The organism is Streptomyces sp. NPDC021356 (genome assembly GCF_040641015.1).
Classification (GTDB): Bacteria; Actinomycetota; Actinomycetes; order Streptomycetales; family Streptomycetaceae; genus Streptomyces.
This window is the reverse complement of the sequence record NZ_JBFACU010000014.1, coordinates 102,682-118,547: the sequence shown is the minus strand read 5'-3', so window position 1 is coordinate 118,547 and position 15,866 is coordinate 102,682. Positions and strand designations below refer to the sequence as shown.

The 15,866-nt window shown below is 72.8% G+C and carries 13 protein-coding genes and 1 pseudogene; 12 read left to right on the top strand and 2 right to left on the bottom strand.

The genetic code is table 11. The features are described from left to right. Positions 1-278: 278 nt before the first annotated feature. Positions 279-1,112 (bottom strand): HAD-IB family hydrolase, encoded by an 834-nt coding sequence (locus AB0G56_RS20570; RefSeq protein ID WP_360971144.1) that lies wholly within the window; start codon positions 1,110-1,112, stop codon positions 279-281. Positions 1,113-1,704: 592 nt separating this feature from the next. On the opposite strand from AB0G56_RS20570, the gene ssd reads away from it, so the two are divergent. The 7 genes and pseudogenes from ssd to AB0G56_RS20535 form a co-directional block, all read left to right on the top strand. Continuing rightward, the gene (gene ssd, locus AB0G56_RS20565; protein WP_360971141.1) at positions 1,705-2,808 is read left to right on the top strand and encodes a septum site-determining protein Ssd; all 1,104 of its coding nucleotides are present in this window, start codon (positions 1,705-1,707) and stop codon (positions 2,806-2,808) included. 89 nt (positions 2,809-2,897) lie between these two features. Beyond that, complete coding sequence (locus AB0G56_RS20560) at positions 2,898-4,082, top strand: TadA family conjugal transfer-associated ATPase (protein WP_360971430.1); 1,185 nt, start codon at positions 2,898-2,900, stop codon at positions 4,080-4,082. 5 nt (positions 4,083-4,087) lie between these two features. Then, the gene (locus tag AB0G56_RS20555; RefSeq protein ID WP_360971428.1) at positions 4,088-4,981 is read left to right on the top strand and encodes a type II secretion system F family protein; all 894 of its coding nucleotides are present in this window, start codon (positions 4,088-4,090) and stop codon (positions 4,979-4,981) included. Further along, on the top strand, positions 4,978-5,784 hold the full coding sequence (locus AB0G56_RS20550; protein ID WP_360971138.1) for a type II secretion system F family protein: 807 nt from the start codon (positions 4,978-4,980) through the stop codon (positions 5,782-5,784). The genes AB0G56_RS20555 and AB0G56_RS20550 overlap by 4 nt, the downstream gene beginning before the upstream one ends. A gap of 148 nt (positions 5,785-5,932) precedes the next feature. After that, a complete protein-coding gene (locus AB0G56_RS20545; protein WP_360971425.1) occupies positions 5,933-6,145 on the top strand; it encodes a DUF4244 domain-containing protein in 213 nt (70 codons plus the stop codon). A gap of 73 nt (positions 6,146-6,218) precedes the next feature. Then, entirely contained in the window at positions 6,219-6,605 is a 387-nt protein-coding gene (locus AB0G56_RS20540) for a TadE family type IV pilus minor pilin (protein WP_360971422.1), read from the top strand. Beyond that, positions 6,602-6,952, top strand: a pseudogene (locus AB0G56_RS20535) (Rv3654c family TadE-like protein); the annotation flags it as partial. The gene AB0G56_RS20540 and the pseudogene AB0G56_RS20535, both read left to right, overlap by 4 nt. 14 nt (positions 6,953-6,966) lie before the next feature. Here the strand turns inward: AB0G56_RS20535 and AB0G56_RS20530 are convergent. Beyond that, positions 6,967-9,453: a DEAD/DEAH box helicase gene (locus AB0G56_RS20530; protein ID WP_360971135.1), complete on the bottom strand. Its 2,487-nt coding sequence runs from the start codon at positions 9,451-9,453 to the stop codon at positions 6,967-6,969. 81 nt (positions 9,454-9,534) lie between these two features. On the opposite strand from AB0G56_RS20530, the gene bldG reads away from it, so the two are divergent. The 5 genes from bldG (at position 9,535) to AB0G56_RS20505 (ending at position 15,744) form a co-directional block, all read left to right on the top strand. Next, complete coding sequence (gene bldG, locus AB0G56_RS20525) at positions 9,535-9,876, top strand: anti-sigma factor antagonist BldG (protein ID WP_009189842.1); 342 nt, start codon at positions 9,535-9,537, stop codon at positions 9,874-9,876. Between the two features lie 106 nt (positions 9,877-9,982). After that, complete coding sequence (locus AB0G56_RS20520) at positions 9,983-10,414, top strand: ATP-binding protein (RefSeq protein WP_360971132.1); 432 nt, start codon at positions 9,983-9,985, stop codon at positions 10,412-10,414. 389 nt (positions 10,415-10,803) lie between these two features. Beyond that, positions 10,804-13,212, top strand: coding sequence for a sodium-translocating pyrophosphatase (locus AB0G56_RS20515; protein ID WP_360971129.1), 2,409 nt, complete (start codon positions 10,804-10,806; stop codon positions 13,210-13,212). Between the two features lie 195 nt (positions 13,213-13,407). Continuing rightward, positions 13,408-14,022, top strand: a complete 615-nt coding sequence (locus tag AB0G56_RS20510; protein WP_360971126.1) for a small secreted protein — start codon at positions 13,408-13,410, stop codon at positions 14,020-14,022. Between the two features lie 177 nt (positions 14,023-14,199). Then, positions 14,200-15,744 carry a class I SAM-dependent methyltransferase gene (locus tag AB0G56_RS20505; RefSeq protein ID WP_360971123.1) on the top strand — a complete coding sequence of 515 codons (1,545 nt, stop codon included), beginning with the start codon at positions 14,200-14,202 and terminating at the stop codon, positions 15,742-15,744. Positions 15,745-15,866: the final 122 nt, after the last annotated feature.

Here is a 15,866-nt window from a genome sequence, read left to right as displayed (position 1 = left end):
GGAACTTTGCCCGTCACCTGGTGCGGCTGGCCCGTAATCGACGGGTCGACGTCGCGTGGGTGCCCGGTGTCCATGCTCGGTCCGTGGGGCCGAATGCGTTATAAGGGTGATCCTTTCGGATGTCCTCAGGTCTCGCGGGCCGTTGAGTCCTTTGTACTGCACGCGGGTGACAAGCGGAACCCCTGCCCTCACTTCTTTACTTTTAGGTTCAAACAGGCCTAACCGGACGGTCTCGTCGTCCGGCCGGCGAAATGGAATTCCGGCCCGGAAGCCACGGCTCAGGCGAGCGTGCCCCGCCGACGGCTCGCGTACCAGACGAGTCCGGCGGTGGCTGCCGCCGCTCCCACGGCCGCCGCGGCGACGAGGGCCGGGCGGGGCGGTACGGAGAGCGCGGGCAGCCGCTGCTTGAGCCGCACCGGCCGGTGGAAGTCGAGAATCGGCCACCCGCGCGCGAGAGCCTCCCTGCGCAGCGCGCGGTCCGGGTTGACGGCGTGCGGATTCCCGACGGCATCCAGCATCGGCACATCGGTGGCCGAGTCGCTGTACGCGTAGCAGCGGGCGAGGTCGTAACCCTCGGACCGGGCCAGCTCGCGGACCGCCTCCGCCTTCGTGGGCCCGTAGGCGTAGTACTCCACCTCACCGGTGAAGCACCCGTCCTCGCCCACCACCATCCGGGTGGCCACCACCCGGTCCGCGCCCAGCAGTTCGCCGATCGGCTCGACCACCTCGGCGCCCGACGTCGAGACGATGACCACGTCGCGCCCGGCGCGGTGGTGCTCCTCGATGAGGGAGGCGGCCTCGTCGTAGATGATCGGGTCGATCAGGTCGTGCAGCGTCTCGGCGACGATCTCCTTGACCTGGCGTACGTTCCAGCCGCGGCACAGCGCGGACAGGTACTCGCGCATGCGCTCCATCTGGTCGTGGTCGGCGCCGCCGGCGAGGAAGACGAACTGGGCATATGCGGTCCGCAGGACAGCCCTGCGGTTGATCAGGCCGCCTTGGTAGAACGACTTGCTGAAGGTGAGCGTGCTCGACTTCGCAATGACCGTCTTGTCCAGATCAAAGAACGCCGCTGTGCGGGGCAAGGAGTGGTTTTCCACGACGTCGAGCATAGGGGCAGCCCATTCGGCGTAAGCTGGGCGCGTGGGTTTGCCTGAGAGGGCTCTCGGGTACACCATGGAAGTCACGGATCGTTCGCGACCGTGCTAACCCGGTCCGACTCCTCCCCCCCCGAGTCGGCCGTGGAGACGACCCCCGCTCTCCCCCCCGGCGGGGGTCGTCGCATGTCCGGATGGGTTTTGCCCTCCTCTCCACGCGCTCTCGGCCGCCAGGGACCGCGCGGCACCCGCTTGCTCTCTTTCTGCGCGGGCCTCTAGATCCGTGACTCTCGGTAGCCGTGAGGCTGCGCTGCGGAAGTCGTACGAGAACCAGTACAGGGGTCACCGGTTTGGGTGACGGGCATTTTCACAACGGTCGAGTTGTCCACAGATTTCGACCAAGATCCACATCATTTTCCGGTTCGCTGCACCGTGATTCCTGCGCGCACCGCTCGCGGCGGAGTTCATGGCCGGTTCCGTTTGTCGGGCGCGTATGGCCGGTTCGTATCGGCCGCCCATATGGGCGCCGTTCGCCGGTTCTTCACATGTCCGGGATTCGCGAGGCCGCAGCGGCCGCGCGGAAGTTGCAGCGAAGGGGGAACGGCCCATGGCCGGAACTGTCACCCACGATCCGCCGTCCGGCGCCGCAGGACGGCAGGGCGGGCCACTGATCGTCACCGAGGACGCCGAACTCCTCGACGACCTGCTGCGCCTGTGCGCGGCGGCGGGCGCCACACCCGAGGTGCACCACGGCGTACCCGAGCGCCGGGGCAGCTGGGAGGCGGCCCCGCTGGTCCTGGTCGGCGACGACGCCGCGCAGCGGGTGCGGGGAGCCCTGCGCCGGCGGGGGGTCGTGCTGGTCGGCCGGGACCAGGACGACTCCGGTGTCTGGCGGCGCGCTGTCGAGATCGGCGCCGACCACGTGCTGGTGCTGCCCGACGGCGAGCAGTGGCTGGTCGACAGGATCGCCGACGTCGCCGAGGGCGTGGGCCGGCCCGCGCTCACCGTGGGCGTCATCGGCGGGCGTGGCGGCGCGGGGGCTTCCACGCTGGCCTGCGCGCTCGCCGTGACCTCCGCGCGGGAGGGACTGCGCACGCTGCTCGTGGACGCCGATCCGCTGGGCGGCGGACTCGACGTGCTCCTCGGCGGGGAGACGGCCGAGGGGCTGCGCTGGCCGGCCTTCGCCACCTCACGCGGCAGAGTGGGCGGCGGCGCGCTGGAGGAGTCATTGCCCGAGCTGCACGCGCTGCGTGTGCTCAGCTGGGACCGCGGAGACTGCGTCACCGTCCCGTCGCGGGCCGTCCGCGCGGTGCTGGCCGCCGCCCGGCGCGGCGGCGGGGCCGTGGTCGTCGATCTGCCCCGCCGGATCGACGAAGGCGCGGCCGAGGCACTGGCGCAGATCGACATCGGACTGCTCGTGGTCCCGGCCGAACTGCGCGCCGTGGCAGCCGCCTCACGGGTGGCCTCCGCGGCCGGCATGGTCCTGCGCGACCTGAGGGTGGCGGTGCGCGGACCGTACGCACCCGGCCTGGACGACCGCGAGGTGGCCCGGTTGCTCGGACTGCCGCTGGCGGGAGAGGTGCCCGTGGAGTCCGCGCTGCGGCGCCCCGGCGAGGGCAGGACACCCCCCGGCGCGGCGGCGCGTGGACCACTGGCCCGCTTCTGCACGGCCTTCTGGGAGCGGGCGCTGATCGAGGCGGGTGCCGCATGAGGGCGCAGTCCGGACAGCGGTGGCCGACGGCGGAGCGGGCCGCGGCGGCGGACCGGCCGCGAGCACCCGGCGCCGTCGACACGCCGGGGATGCCGGCCCGACTCCTCGACGGCGTACGCCAGTGGCTCGCCGAAAGCGGGGCCGAGCCGACCCCCGCGCGCGTGGCGCAGGCCCTGCGCGAACAGGGCCGGGTGCTCGGCGACGCGGAAGTGCTCGGGGCGGCCGAGCGGCTGCGCTCCGAGCTGATCGGCAGCGGTCCGCTGGAGCCGTTGCTCGCCGACCCCGCGGTGACCGACGTCCTCGTGTCAGCTCCCGACCAGGTCTGGGTGGACCGCGGGGGCGGCCTGGAGCGGTCCGCCGTCGCCTTCCCCGACGCGGCCGCCGTGCGCCGTCTCGCGCAGCGCCTGGCCGCCGTGGCCGGACGGCGACTGGACGACGCCCGGCCGTGGGCCGACGCCCGCCTGCCCGACGGCACCCGGTTGCACGCGGTACTGCCACCGGTCGCCGTCGGCTGCACGTGCCTGTCCCTGCGCGTCGTCAGGCCGCGCGCGTTCACACTCGGCGAACTGGTCGCCGCGGGCACGGTGCCGCCGGGCGGGGACCGCGTGCTGCGGGCACTCGTCGAGGCACGGCTGTCCTTCCTCGTCAGCGGCGGCACAGGCAGCGGCAAGACCACGCTGCTCAGCGCCCTGCTGGGGCTCGTCGGGCCGGGCGAGCGCATCGTGCTCGCCGAGGACTCCGCCGAGCTGCGTCCCGACCATCCGCACGTCGTCCGCCTGGAGACAAGACCCGCCAACCAGGAGGGAGCGGGCCTGGTCACGCTCGAGGACCTGGTGCGGCAGGCGCTGCGGATGCGGCCGGACCGGCTGGTGGTGGGCGAGGTCCGCGGCGCCGAAGTGGTCCATCTCCTGGCGGCGCTGAACACCGGACACGAGGGCGGGTGCGGCACGGTCCACGCCAACGCGGCGGCGGACGTCCCGGCCCGGCTGGAGGCGCTGGGCACCGCGGCCGGCCTGGACCGGGCGGCGCTGCACAGCCAGTTGGCCGCCGCGCTGTCGGTGGTGGTGCACCTGGTGCGCGACCGCGCCGGACGGCGGCGCATCGCCGAGGTGCGCGTGCTGGAGCGGGACACGAGCGGGCTGGTGCGGACGGTACCGGCGCTGCGCTGGAGCGCGGGGGCGTTCGTGGAGGAGCGGGGGTGGGAGCGACTGCGGGACCTGCTCCCCCTAGCCGACGCGGAGAGCTGCACGGAGAGCGGAGTGAGGAAGTGGTGAGCGTGATGGGCGAGTGGGGCCTGGGGCCGCCGGGAGGCACGGAAGCGGTGTTCACCGCGGCGGCCCTGGTGTGCGCCTGGCTGGCCGCCAGGCAACTGGGTGGGTGGCACTCCGGAGCGCGGCGGGCGCGTCTGCTGCTCGCCGGCGGCGGGGCGGTGGTCCCCGGTCCGCCGCTGGGGGAACGAGCGCGGGGGGAACTGGCCCGGCTGCGCACGCGGGTGCGGGCCGAGTGGTGGGCGCTGGCCGGCGGACTGCTGCTGGGGGTGCTGGGCGCCTCGGTGCTGCCGGTCGTCGCGGGAGCGGCCGGGGTGCCGGTACTGCGCCGGACCCGGCGGGCGCGGTCCACTCGCCTGGCCCGGGAGGAGCGGGCGGACGCGGTGATCGCCCTGTGCGGGGCGCTCGCCGGGGAGGTGCGCGCGGGGCGGCAGCCGGGCCAGGCGCTGCTGTGCGCCGCTCGGGACTCGGACGGCTTCGGGGACGCCCAGGCGGCCGTACTGGCGGCGGCCCGGTTCGGCGGGGACGTCCCCGGTGCGCTCGCCACCGCGGCCCGGCAACCGGGCGCCGAGGGACTGCGGGGGCTCGCCGCGTGCTGGCGGGTGGCCGTCGACCAGGGCGCGGGCCTGGCCGCGGGGCTCGACCGGCTGGAAGGGGCGCTGCGTGCGGACCGCGACCAGCGTGCGGACCTACGGGCCCAGTTGGCGGGCGCGCGGGCCACGGCGGTGATGCTCGCCGGACTGCCCGCCCTCGGGCTCCTGCTCGGTACGGCCATGGGCGCCGACCCGCTGCACGTGCTGCTGCACACTGGGGCGGGCCTGGTCTGCCTGGCCGTCGGCGGCGTGCTGGAGAGTCTGGGGCTGTGGTGGGCCCTGGGCATCGTGCGACGGGCGGAGGCGGCATGAGCGCGGACGTCGTCCACAGGCTGGGGATGGTTCTGGGTGCCGCGGCGCTCCTAGCGTCGGTGGCACGGCGGTTGGAGGCGGCGCGCCGGGAGCGGCGCGTGCGGCGGCGTACGGCCGCCCTGCTGGAGACGGCGGCCACGCCCCGCGCGGAGCCCGCGGGGACCGGCGCGCCGGGGCGGGCCAGGGGGCCGCACGTCTTACGGCGGTGGGTTCCCCTGGCGGCGGTCGTGGGTGCGGGGTGGGTGCTGCTCGGCGGGCTCGCCGGTGCCGCGGCCGGGCTGGTCTGCGCGGCCGGGCTGTGGCGGTGGCGACAGCGGGCCGGGCGGCGGCCGGGGAGCGAACGTGAGGCGGGCGAAGCCGCCCGGCAGCTTCCCCTCGCCGCCGATCTGCTGGCCGCCTGCATCGCGGCCGGGGCGGGTCCGGTGATCGCGGCCCAGGCGGTGGGCGAGGCCCTCGGCGGCCCTGTCGGGGAAGCGCTGACGCGGGGAGCCGCGGAGGTGCGGCTGGGCGCCGGGCCCGCCGACGCCTGGCGCGGCCTCGCCGCGATGCCGGGGGCCGGATCCCTGGCGCGGTTGCTGGAGCGGGCCGGCGAGTCCGGGCTTCCCGCCGCCGGACCGGCCGCCCGGCTGGCCGCCGACGTCCGCGCCGACCGCGGTCGTGCCGCCACCGCCCGGGCCCGGCAGGCCGCGGTGCTCGTCACGGCCCCGGTGGGGCTGTGCTTCCTGCCCGCCTTCGTCGCCGTCGGCGTGCTGCCCGTGGTGATCGGCCTTGCGGGCGGGGTGTGGAGAGGCGGGGGTGGCTGACGGGACGTGGAGTGAGCGTCGCGAACGCGCGATCGGTGACTGGACAACGGAACGACACCTCACGGGGGTTGAGATGAACACGGTCGAGACGAACACGACTGAAACGAACACGACTGAAACGAACATGGCTGAGACGAACACGGTTGAGATGGACGCGAAGGTGCGGGTCCGGTTGCGTGGGCTGGGGCGGCGGGCTCTGCGCCGTATGCGCAAGGACGCCGGAATGGTCACGTCCGAATACGCCATGGGCATCATCGCGGCGGTGGCGTTCGCCGTGCTGCTGTACGAGGTGGTGACGAGCGGGCAGGTCAAGACGGAGCTGCAGAACATCGTGAAGCGAGCCCTCAGTGCGCGGGTGTGAGCGACGGGGCGGGCACGGTGCCCACCTGGGGCCGGTGGCAGCGGACGGCCGGGCTGCCGGCGGCCGGGGCCACGTGGCAGCGGGTGACCGGGGGTTCGTGACGGCGGAGGCCGCCATGGTCCTGCCCGTGCTGGTGCTGGTGGTGACCACGCTGGTGTGGGGGCTGCTCGTCGTGCTCGCCCAGATCGAGTGCGTGGACGCGGCGCGGGCGGGCGCGCGGGCGGCGGCCCGTCAGGATCCGGACGGTGCGGTCGTCGGGGTGGCCCGGGAGACGGCACCACGCGGAGCGAAGATCACGGTGTCCCGGCGGGGAGAACGCGTCCACGTGGTCGTCACCGCCGCGCCACCCGGGCTGGGCCTGCTGCCCTTCCGACTCCGGGAGGAGGCCGTGGCGGAGACGGAGGAGACGGTGGCGGCGGGACCGGCGGCGGACGGGCCGGGACGAGGGGCGCGACCGTGAAGCGCCGCTTCCAGGAGCGCGACCGTGGCTCCGCCACCGTGTGGAGCGTAGGGGTGATCGCCCTGCTGTGCGCGGTGTTCGGCATCGGCCTGGCGCTGGGGCAGGCAGTGGTCGCCCGGCACCGCGCGGCCGGCGCCGCCGACCTGGCGGCGCTGGCCGCCGCGGACCACTGGGCGGAGGGCGGCGGCGTGGCCTGTGCCCGCGCGGACCGGGTGGCACAGGCACAGCGCGCCCACCTCGTCCGATGCGTGATCACGGATGACATCTCGGACGTGACGGCCACCTCGGGGGGCGGGCCGTTCGCGGCGCGGGTCCGGGCGCGGGCGGGCCCGTCGGCTCCCGGGGGCACCGGCACCGGCGTTCACCGGTGGGGAGCGGTCTCCTCCCGCTCGGCGGGCCTGTCCGGCGCCCCCTCCAGCAGCACCGTCAGCAGCCGGACGGCGCCTCTCTTGTGGAGCGGGTCGTTGCCGTTGCCGCACTTGGGGGACTGGATGCAGGAGGGGCACCCGGCATCGCACTCGCAGGAGGCGATGGCTTCACGGGTGGCGGTGAGCCACTCGCGGGCCGTGTGGAAGGCACGCTCGGCGAAGCCCGCGCCGCCGGGATGGCCGTCGTAGACGAAGACGGTCGGCAGGAGCGTGTCGGGGTGCAGCGGGATGGAGACACCGCCGATGTCCCAGCGGTCGCAGGTGGCGAAGAGCGGCAGCATGCCGATCGACGCGTGCTCGGCGGCGTGCAGGGCGCCGCCGAGGATCTCCGGGTTGATCCGGGCCTCGTCGAGCTGGTCCTCGGTGACCGTCCACCACACCGCGCGGGTGCGCAGCGTACGAGGAGGGAGGTCGAGTTTCGTCTCACCGAGCACTTCACCCGTGATGACCCGCCGGCGCAGGAAGGAGACCACCTGGTTGGTGACCTCGACGGAGCCGTAGCACAGGCGGCCGTGCCCCCAGGGGACCTCGACGTCCGTCTCCAGGACGGAGATCGCCGTCGTGTCGCGGGCGACCGTCGTGTACGGCGGGTTCGCCTCCTCGACCAGGGCGACCGAGTCGTCCAGGTCGAGCGAGCGCACCAGGTACGTACGGCCCTGGTGCAGGTGGACCGCGCCCTCGTGGACGCTCGTGTGCGCGGCGGCCTCGTCGACCGTGCCGAGCAGCCGTCCGGTGCCGGCCTCGACGATCTGCACCGGCCTGCCGCCCTCGCCGCGGATGTCGGTCAGGTCCGCGGCCCGCTCCCGGCGTGTCCAGTGCCAGGCCGTGGCCCGCCTGCGCAACAGCTTCGCCGCCTCCAGCTGCGGCAGCAGCTCCGGACACGCCGGGCCGAACAGTTCGACGTCCTCGTCGGTGAGCGGCAGCTCGGCGGCGGCGGCGCACAGGTGCGGGGCGAGGACGTAGGGGTTGTCGGGGTCGAGGACGGTGGACTCGACCGGCTGGTCGAACAGGGCCTCCGGATGGTGGACGAGGAAGGTGTCCAGCGGGTCGTCGCGGGCGACCAGCACCGCCAGGGCGCCCTGCCCGGCGCGGCCCGCCCGGCCCGCCTGCTGCCACAGGGACGCGCGGGTGCCCGGGTATCCGGCGATCACCACGGCGTCCAGGCCGGACACGTCCACGCCGAGTTCCAGGGCGGTCGTGGCGGCCAGCCCCAGCAGCTCGCCGGAGTGCAGGGCCCGTTCCAGGGCGCGGCGCTCCTCGGGGAGGTAGCCGCCCCGGTAGGCCGCGACGCGCCGGGCCAGCGGCCGGTCGATCTCCGCCAGCCGTTCCTGGGCGATCACCGAGATCAGTTCGGCGCCGCGCCGGGAGCGGACGAAGGCGACCGAGCGCACGCCCTGGAGGGTCAGGTCGGTCAGCAGGTCGGCGGTCTCGGCGGTGGCCGTGCGACGGACCGGGGCACCCTTCTCGCCGTGCAGCTCGGTGAGCGGCGGCTCCCAGAGGGCGAACACCAGTTCACCTCTGGGTGAGGCGTCGTCGGCCACCTCGACCACGGGCAGACCGGTGAGACGGCGGGCCGCCACCGACGGCTCGGCCGCGGTCGCCGAGGCCAGCAGGAAGACGGGCGAGGCGCCGTAGCGCGCGCACAGCCGGCGCAGTCGGCGCAGGACCTGGGCGACGTGGGAGCCGAAGACACCGCGGTAGGTGTGGCACTCGTCGACGACGACGTACTTCAGGGCGCGCAGGAAGGAGGACCAGCGGGGGTGGGACGGCAGGATCCCGCGGTGCAGCATGTCGGGATTGGTCAGGACGTAGTTGCCGTACTGGCGGATCCATTCCCGTTCCTCGACCGGCGTGTCGCCGTCGTACACGGCGGGACGTACCGCGCTGCCGAGCGGCCGGACCAGTTCCCGCACCGCACGGCACTGATCGGCGGCCAGGGCCTTGGTGGGGGCCAGGTAGAGGGCGGTGGCGCCCCGGCCGTTGGCGGCCTCGGAGCCCTCCAGCAGCGTCGACAGCACCGGGACCAGATAGGCGAGCGACTTGCCGGACGCCGTGCCGGTGGCGACCACCACGGAATCGCCGTCCAGGGCGTGCTCGGCGGCGCGCGCCTGGTGGGCCCAGGGGTGTTCGACGCCGCACGCCTGGACGGCTGCGACGACCTCCGGTCGAATCCGATCGGGCCAGACGGCATGGCGACCCGCCCGCGGGGGCAAGTGCTCCGTATGAGTGATGCGCGCAGCCCGGCTCGGCCCGGAGGCGAGCCGGTCCAGAACCGCGCCCGGCGACAGGCGGGTTGCGTGGTCCGTCGGTGTTCGATCGGATCGGTGATTCTTGGCCATTGGCACCGAGTGTGTCACCGGCGTGACGGACAATGGAGCCGAGGCGTCGTGCACGCCTGCCGGTAAGTGATTGAATGCCATCGCGGCTGGCGAACCGTCCTGGGGGCTTCAAGCCGAGGTGCCCGGGGGGCGACCGCTCGATAGCAAGGTGCTGGAGGATCCGTGGACCTGTCCCTGTCGACCCGTACCGTCGGCGATCGTACGGTCGTCGAGGTCGGTGGCGAAATCGACGTATATACCGCGCCCAAGCTGCGCGAGCAGCTGGTCGAGCTGGTGAACGACGGGAATTTCCACCTCGTCGTCGACATGGAGGGCGTGGACTTCCTCGACTCCACCGGGCTCGGCGTGCTGGTGGGCGGCCTGAAGCGAGTGCGGGCCCATGAGGGCTCGCTGCGCCTGGTCTGCAACCAGGAGCGCATTCTCAAGATCTTCCGCATCACCGGTCTGACCAAGGTGTTCCCCATCCACACCTCGGTCGACGAGGCGGTGGCGGCCACCGACTGACCGCCGGCCCCGGGCCGGTGTCCGGGGCGGAAGAAGTTCATGCGGGGGGCCCGGCCCTCGGCGGCCCGGCCCCGCGACAGCACACCCGTAGCTCCTAGGGGGATGCATGGCCACCGTCGAACTCCGCTTCAGCGCGCTGCCGGAGCACGTCAGGACCGCCCGGCTGGTGGCGGCAGCGGTGGCGCGCAGGGCCGGGGTCGACGAGGCCGTCCTCGACGAGGTCCGGCTCGCCGTGGGCGAGGCCTGCTCCCGTGCCGTCGGACTGCACCAGAGCGGCGGGATCGCCGCGCCGGTGACGGTCGTGCTGACCGAGGAGGAGAAGCAGTTCTCCATCGAGGTCGGCGACGAGGCCCGGCATGCCCCTCACCACCCGGGGGAGGCCCCGGGCGCCGTGGACGACGCGGAGGCCGAGGAGGACGAGATGGGCCTCGCGGTCATCAGCGGCCTCGTCGACGACGTGCAGGTCTCGGCCGGGGAGGACGGCGGGCAGATCAAGATGACCTGGCCGACCGCGCCGCCGGACGTCGTGCTGACCTGAGCCGGACCCGTGCCGACCCGTACGGCACAGACCGTTCCGAACGGGTTCGAACCATTGCGAAGGGCCCCGCACCCGCGGGGTCCTTCGGCATGTCCGGGGTCCTTCGGCGCGTCCGGGGGCCCTTCGGGCGCGACCGGTCCGGGTTCCGAAGCGCCGGATACAGTAGGCCTGCCATCATTTCGTGAATTCATTCACGATCGATAGCCTGATAATGGATCAAGGGTCAATGCTTTTGAGGCATTACCGCTTTCGGGTTCCATGGCGCCCGGCGATCATTTGCTGGGAAGCGTGTGCAGGCTGATTCCATTTACCGCACACTGTTTAGATCCGCTTCCGCTACCTACAATCCGTCCACATCTTGAGCTCAGCCCAAGCGTCAAGGAGGACGAATGGCGGGGCTTTCTACCCCTCATCAGTCGGTTCAACCCACAACTTTCGCAGCCGCGGTACTGACCAACGAAAATCGGATCATCGTGGCGGTGATCGCCGTTGTCGCGGTGGCCGCGCTCATGGTCGCAGGCGTCCTGGTACGCCAGGTGCTCGCGGCGGGCGAGGGCACCGACAGCATGAAGAAGATCGCGGAAGCGGTCCAGGAAGGCGCCAAGGCGTATCTGGGCCGCCAGCTGCGCACCCTCGGCGTATTCGCCGTGGTGGTGTTCTTCCTGCTCCTGCTGCTGCCCGCCGACGACTGGAATCAGCGTGCCGGACGGTCGGTGTTCTTCCTGATCGGAGCCGGGTTCTCGGCGGCCACCGGTTATATCGGCATGTGGCTCGCCGTACGCAGCAATGTGCGCGTCGCCGCCGCGGCCCGGGAAGCGACTCCCGCCCGGGGCGAACCGGAAAAAGATCTCACCACCGTCTCGCACAGAGCGATGAAGATCGCTTTCCGTACGGGCGGCGTCGTCGGCATGTTCACGGTGGGGCTCGGCCTGCTGGGCGCCTCCTGTGTGGTGCTCGTGTACGCGGCGGACGCGCCGAAGGTGCTGGAGGGCTTCGGCCTCGGCGCCGCGCTGATCGCCATGTTCATGCGTGTCGGCGGCGGCATCTTCACCAAGGCCGCCGACGTCGGCGCCGACCTGGTCGGCAAGGTCGAGAAGGGCATTCCGGAGGACGACCCGCGCAATGCCGCGACCATCGCCGACAACGTGGGCGACAACGTCGGCGACTGCGCGGGAATGGCGGCAGACCTCTTCGAGTCGTACGCGGTCACGCTGGTCGCCGCGCTCATCCTCGGCAAGGCGGCCTTCGGCAACGACGGGCTCGCCTTCCCGATGCTGGTCCCGGCGATCGGCGTGATCACCGCCATGATCGGCATCTTCGCGGTGGCACCGCGACGCGCCGACCGCAGCGGCATGAGCGCGATCAACCGCGGCTTCTTCATCTCCGCGGTGATCTCGCTCGCCCTGGTCGCGGCGGCCGTCTACACCTATCTGCCGTCGTCCTACGCCGACCTGACCGGCGTCACCGACGCGGCGATCCGCGCCAAGAGCGGCGACCCGCGGATCCTCGCCCTGGTCGCGGTCGCCATCGGCATCCTGCTGGCCGCCGTGATCCAGCAGTTGACCGGCTACTTCACCGAGACCAGCAGGCGGCCCGTCCGCGACATCGGCAAGACCTCGCTCACCGGCCCGGCCACCGTCGTCCTCGCCGGCATCTCCGTCGGCCTGGAGTCGGCCGTCTACACCGCGCTGCTGATCGGGCTCGGCGTGTACGGGGCGTTCCTGCTCGGCGGGACGTCGATCATGCTGGCGCTGTTCGCGGTGGCGCTGGCCGGCACCGGCCTGCTCACCACGGTCGGTGTGATCGTCGCCATGGACACCTTCGGTCCGGTCTCCGACAACGCCCAGGGCATCGCCGAGATGTCCGGCGACGTCGAGGGCGCGGGCGCCCAGGTGCTCACCAACCTGGACGCGGTCGGCAACACCACCAAGGCCATCACCAAGGGCATCGCCATCGCCACCGCGGTCCTGGCGGCGTCGGCGCTCTTCGGGTCCTACCGGGACGCCATCACCACCGGCGCGAGCGACGTCGGCGCGAAGCTGTCCGGGGCCGGTGCGCCGATGACGCTGATCATGGACATCTCGCAGCCCAACAACCTGGTCGGGCTCATCGCCGGTGCCGCGGTCGTCTTCCTCTTCTCGGGGCTGGCGATCAACGCGGTCTCGCGGTCGGCGGGGTCGGTCGTCTTCGAGGTGCGGCGGCAGTTCCGCGAGAAGCCCGGGATCATGGACTTCAGCGAGAAGCCGGAGTACGGCAAGGTCGTCGACATCTGCACCAAGGACGCCCTGCGCGAACTCGCCACGCCCGGACTGCTCGCCGTGATGGCCCCCATCTTCATCGGGTTCACGCTCGGTGTCGGCGCGCTCGGCGCGTACCTCGCGGGCGCCATCGGGGCGGGCACGCTGATGGCGGTGTTCCTCGCCAACTCCGGCGGTGCCTGGGACAACGCCAAGAAGCTGGTCGAGGACGGGCACCACGGCGGCAAGGGCAGTGAGGCCCACGCCGCCACGGTGATCGGCGACACGGTCGGCGATCCGTTCAAGGACACCGCGGGACCGGCGATCAACCCGCTGCTGAAGGTGATGAACCTCGTCTCGCTGCTCATCGCGCCCGCGGTCATCAAGTTCTCCTACGGCAACGACAAGAGCATCGGCGTACGGATCCTGATCGCGATCCTCGCGCTGGTCGTCATCGTCGGCTCGGTCTACGTCTCCAAGCGGCGCGGGATCGCCGTCGGGGACGACGAGGACAGTGCCGAACGGGTGGCCAAGCCGGCGGATCCCGCGGTGGTCTCGTAGGGGCCGCAGGGCAGGTCGGCTCGGCAGTGGGCGGGCGGCGCGTTCGACGCGTCGCCCGCCCCCTGTGTGTGCGGCGTCCGTGAGCCTTCTCTCGCTTGGTGCAAATGGCGGCAAGACAGCGGATAAGGGGTGATCAACCCCTGGATCGAGCCCTGGCCGCGCCCGAACGACGTGTATGTTCCGGGGCCGAGAGCCATGGAAGGGACCGATCCGGTGAACAAGAAGCTCGCGGCCGCACTGTCCGGCGGTGCGGTACTGGCACTGGCACTGACGGGATGCTCCGGCAGCAGCGACGACGGCAAGAACGACGCCCTGGACACCTGGGCCAAACAGGTGTGCGACGGAGTCCAGCCGCAGGCGAAGAAGATCCAGGCCGCAAGCGCCGCGATCCAGAAGCAGACCTCGGACAACACCCCGACGAAGACGGTCCAGGCGACCGACGCCCAGGCCTTCCAGGACATGTCCGACGCCTACAAGGCGATCGGCGCCGCCGTGAACAAGGCCGGCGCGCCCGACGTCGAGGGCGGCCAGAAGAAGCAGCAGGACGCGGTCAAGGAACTCAACGACCTCGGCGCCTCGTACGCCTCGCTCAAGCAGCAGGTGGACAAGCTCGACACCAAGGACCAGGCCAAGTTCGCGGACGGGCTCAAGGACATCGCCACCCAGCTGGACAAGCTGAGCAAGACGGGGAACGACGCGCTGAAGAACCTGGAGGAGGGCGACGTCGGCAAGGCGATGGCGACCCAGCCGAGCTGCAAGTCGGCCTCGACCACCGCCTCCTCCGCGACCGCTTCACCGTCGAACGGCTGAGCTTCACCGGTGCTTCACCGTCGAACGGCTGAGCTTCCCGCCGATCGGCTGCTGTGCCGCCCCTGACGGGGTCCGCTCCGGCCCGGTCCGTCCTGTAGGCGGGCGTGGAGGCGGGACGCGGAGCACGGGGCGGGCGGACGCGCGCGCGATGTCGGTGGGAGCCGACACAATGGGTGCGTGAGTGACTCCAGCCTGCCCGCCCCGACCGCCCTGCCCGCCGCCGACCGCCCGGACGTCGCCGCCCGGCTCAGGGACGCCCTGCTCGGCGCGTCGTTCACCGCCGACGGCCTGCTCGAACTGCTCGGCGCGCCCGCGTACGCGGCGCTGGCCCGCAGCGAGACCGTGCCCGCGCTCCGGGCCACGCGCGGGGACACGCCGATCGAACTGCTCGTCCGGCTCTTCCTGCTGCAGCAGCCCGTGCCCCACGCGCGCGTGGCGGACGTCCTGCCCGTCGAGGCCTGTCTGGAGACCGGCTGGCTGACGCGCGTGGGTGGCGACGAGGTGGCCGCGACGGTGGACGTACGGCCGTACGGCGGGCTCGACGGCGAGGACTGGTTCATCGTCTCCGACCTGGGCTGCGCGGTCGGCGGCGCGGGAGGCGTCGGCAGCCAGGACGAGGGCGTCGTGCTCGGCGTCGGCGGCGCCTCCACGACCCTGGCCGGCATCACGGTCCGCACGCCCGTCGGCTCCGCGCTCGACCTCGGCACCGGTTCCGGGATCCAGGCGCTGCACGCGAGCCGGCACGCAACGCGCGTGACCGCGACGGACCTCAACCCGCGCGCGCTGCACATCACCGCCCTCACCCTCGCGCTGTCCGGGGCTCCGGCCGCCGACCTGCGGGAGGGTTCGCTGTTCGAACCCGTCCGCGTCGACGAGACGTTCGACCTGATCGTGTCCAACCCGCCCTTCGTGATCTCGCCGGGCGCCCGGCTCACGTACCGCGACGGCGGGATGAGCGGGGACGATCTGTGCCGCACGCTCGTTCAGCAGGCGGGGGAGCGGCTGAGCGAGGGCGGGTTCGCGCAGTTCCTCGCCAACTGGCAGCACGTCGAGGGGGAGGACTGGCAGGACAGACTCAGGTCGTGGGTGCCCCGCGGGTGCGACGCGTGGATCGTGCAGCGCGAGGTGCAGGACGTCACGCAGTACGCCGAGCTGTGGCTGAGGGACGCCGGTGACCACCGCGGCGACCCGGCGGAGTACCAGGCGCGGTACGACGCCTGGCTGGAGGAGTTCGAGGCGCGCAAGGTGAAGGCCGTGGGGTTCGGCTGGATCACCCTGCGCAGGACGGGTTCCGCCGTGCCCTCGGTCACCGCGGAGGAGTGGCCGCACCCGGTCGAGCAGCCGCTCGGCGACACCGTGCGCGCGCACTTCGCCCGCCTCGACTACCTGCGGGAACACGACGACGCGGCGCTGCTCGACGGGCACTTCCGGCTCGCCCGGGAAGTCGTGCAGGAGCAGGTCGGGCTGCCCGGTGCGGAGGATCCCGAGCACGTGGTGCTGCGCCAGCACCGCGGCATGCGCCGGGCCACCACGGTGGACACGGTCGGTGCCGGTTTCGCGGGTGTGTGCGACGGCACGCTGAGCGCCGGCCGCATCCTGGACGCCATCGCCCAGCTGGTCGGCGAGGATCCGGTGGTGCTGCGCGACCGCACGCCGGCCCAGATCCGGCTGCTGGTGGAGCAGGGCTTCCTGGAGCCGGCGCAGTGGGAGCCTGCGGGCTAGACCGTTGCAGTACGAGTGCCGTGGCGGCCGCGGGAGTGGTGTCGCACACCGCTTCCTCGGCCATTTTTCGGTCATCCCCCACCACTGCCTCGCGCCCCGCGGACCGTCGTCCGCCGGGCCGC

Bases quoted from the DNA above. Each gene is read 5' to 3' on its own strand.
- AB0G56_RS20510 (WP_360971126.1), top strand. From the start codon at position 13,408: ATGGAAGGGACCGATCCGGTGAACAAGAAGCTCGCGGCCGCACTGTCC.
- AB0G56_RS20550 (WP_360971138.1), top strand. From the start codon at position 4,978: ATGAGCGCGGACGTCGTCCACAGGCTGGGGATGGTTCTGGGTGCCGCG.
- AB0G56_RS20520 (WP_360971132.1), top strand. From the start codon at position 9,983: ATGGCCACCGTCGAACTCCGCTTCAGCGCGCTGCCGGAGCACGTCAGG.
- AB0G56_RS20545 (WP_360971425.1), top strand. From the start codon at position 5,933: ATGGACGCGAAGGTGCGGGTCCGGTTGCGTGGGCTGGGGCGGCGGGCT.
- AB0G56_RS20560 (WP_360971430.1), top strand. From the start codon at position 2,898: ATGCCGGCCCGACTCCTCGACGGCGTACGCCAGTGGCTCGCCGAAAGC.
- AB0G56_RS20530 (WP_360971135.1), bottom strand. From the start codon at position 9,453: ATGGCATTCAATCACTTACCGGCAGGCGTGCACGACGCCTCGGCTCCA.
- AB0G56_RS20570 (WP_360971144.1), bottom strand. From the start codon at position 1,112: ATGCTCGACGTCGTGGAAAACCACTCCTTGCCCCGCACAGCGGCGTTC.
- AB0G56_RS20555 (WP_360971428.1), top strand. From the start codon at position 4,088: ATGGGCGAGTGGGGCCTGGGGCCGCCGGGAGGCACGGAAGCGGTGTTC.
- AB0G56_RS20515 (WP_360971129.1), top strand. From the start codon at position 10,804: ATGGCGGGGCTTTCTACCCCTCATCAGTCGGTTCAACCCACAACTTTC.
- ssd (WP_360971141.1), top strand. From the start codon at position 1,705: ATGGCCGGAACTGTCACCCACGATCCGCCGTCCGGCGCCGCAGGACGG.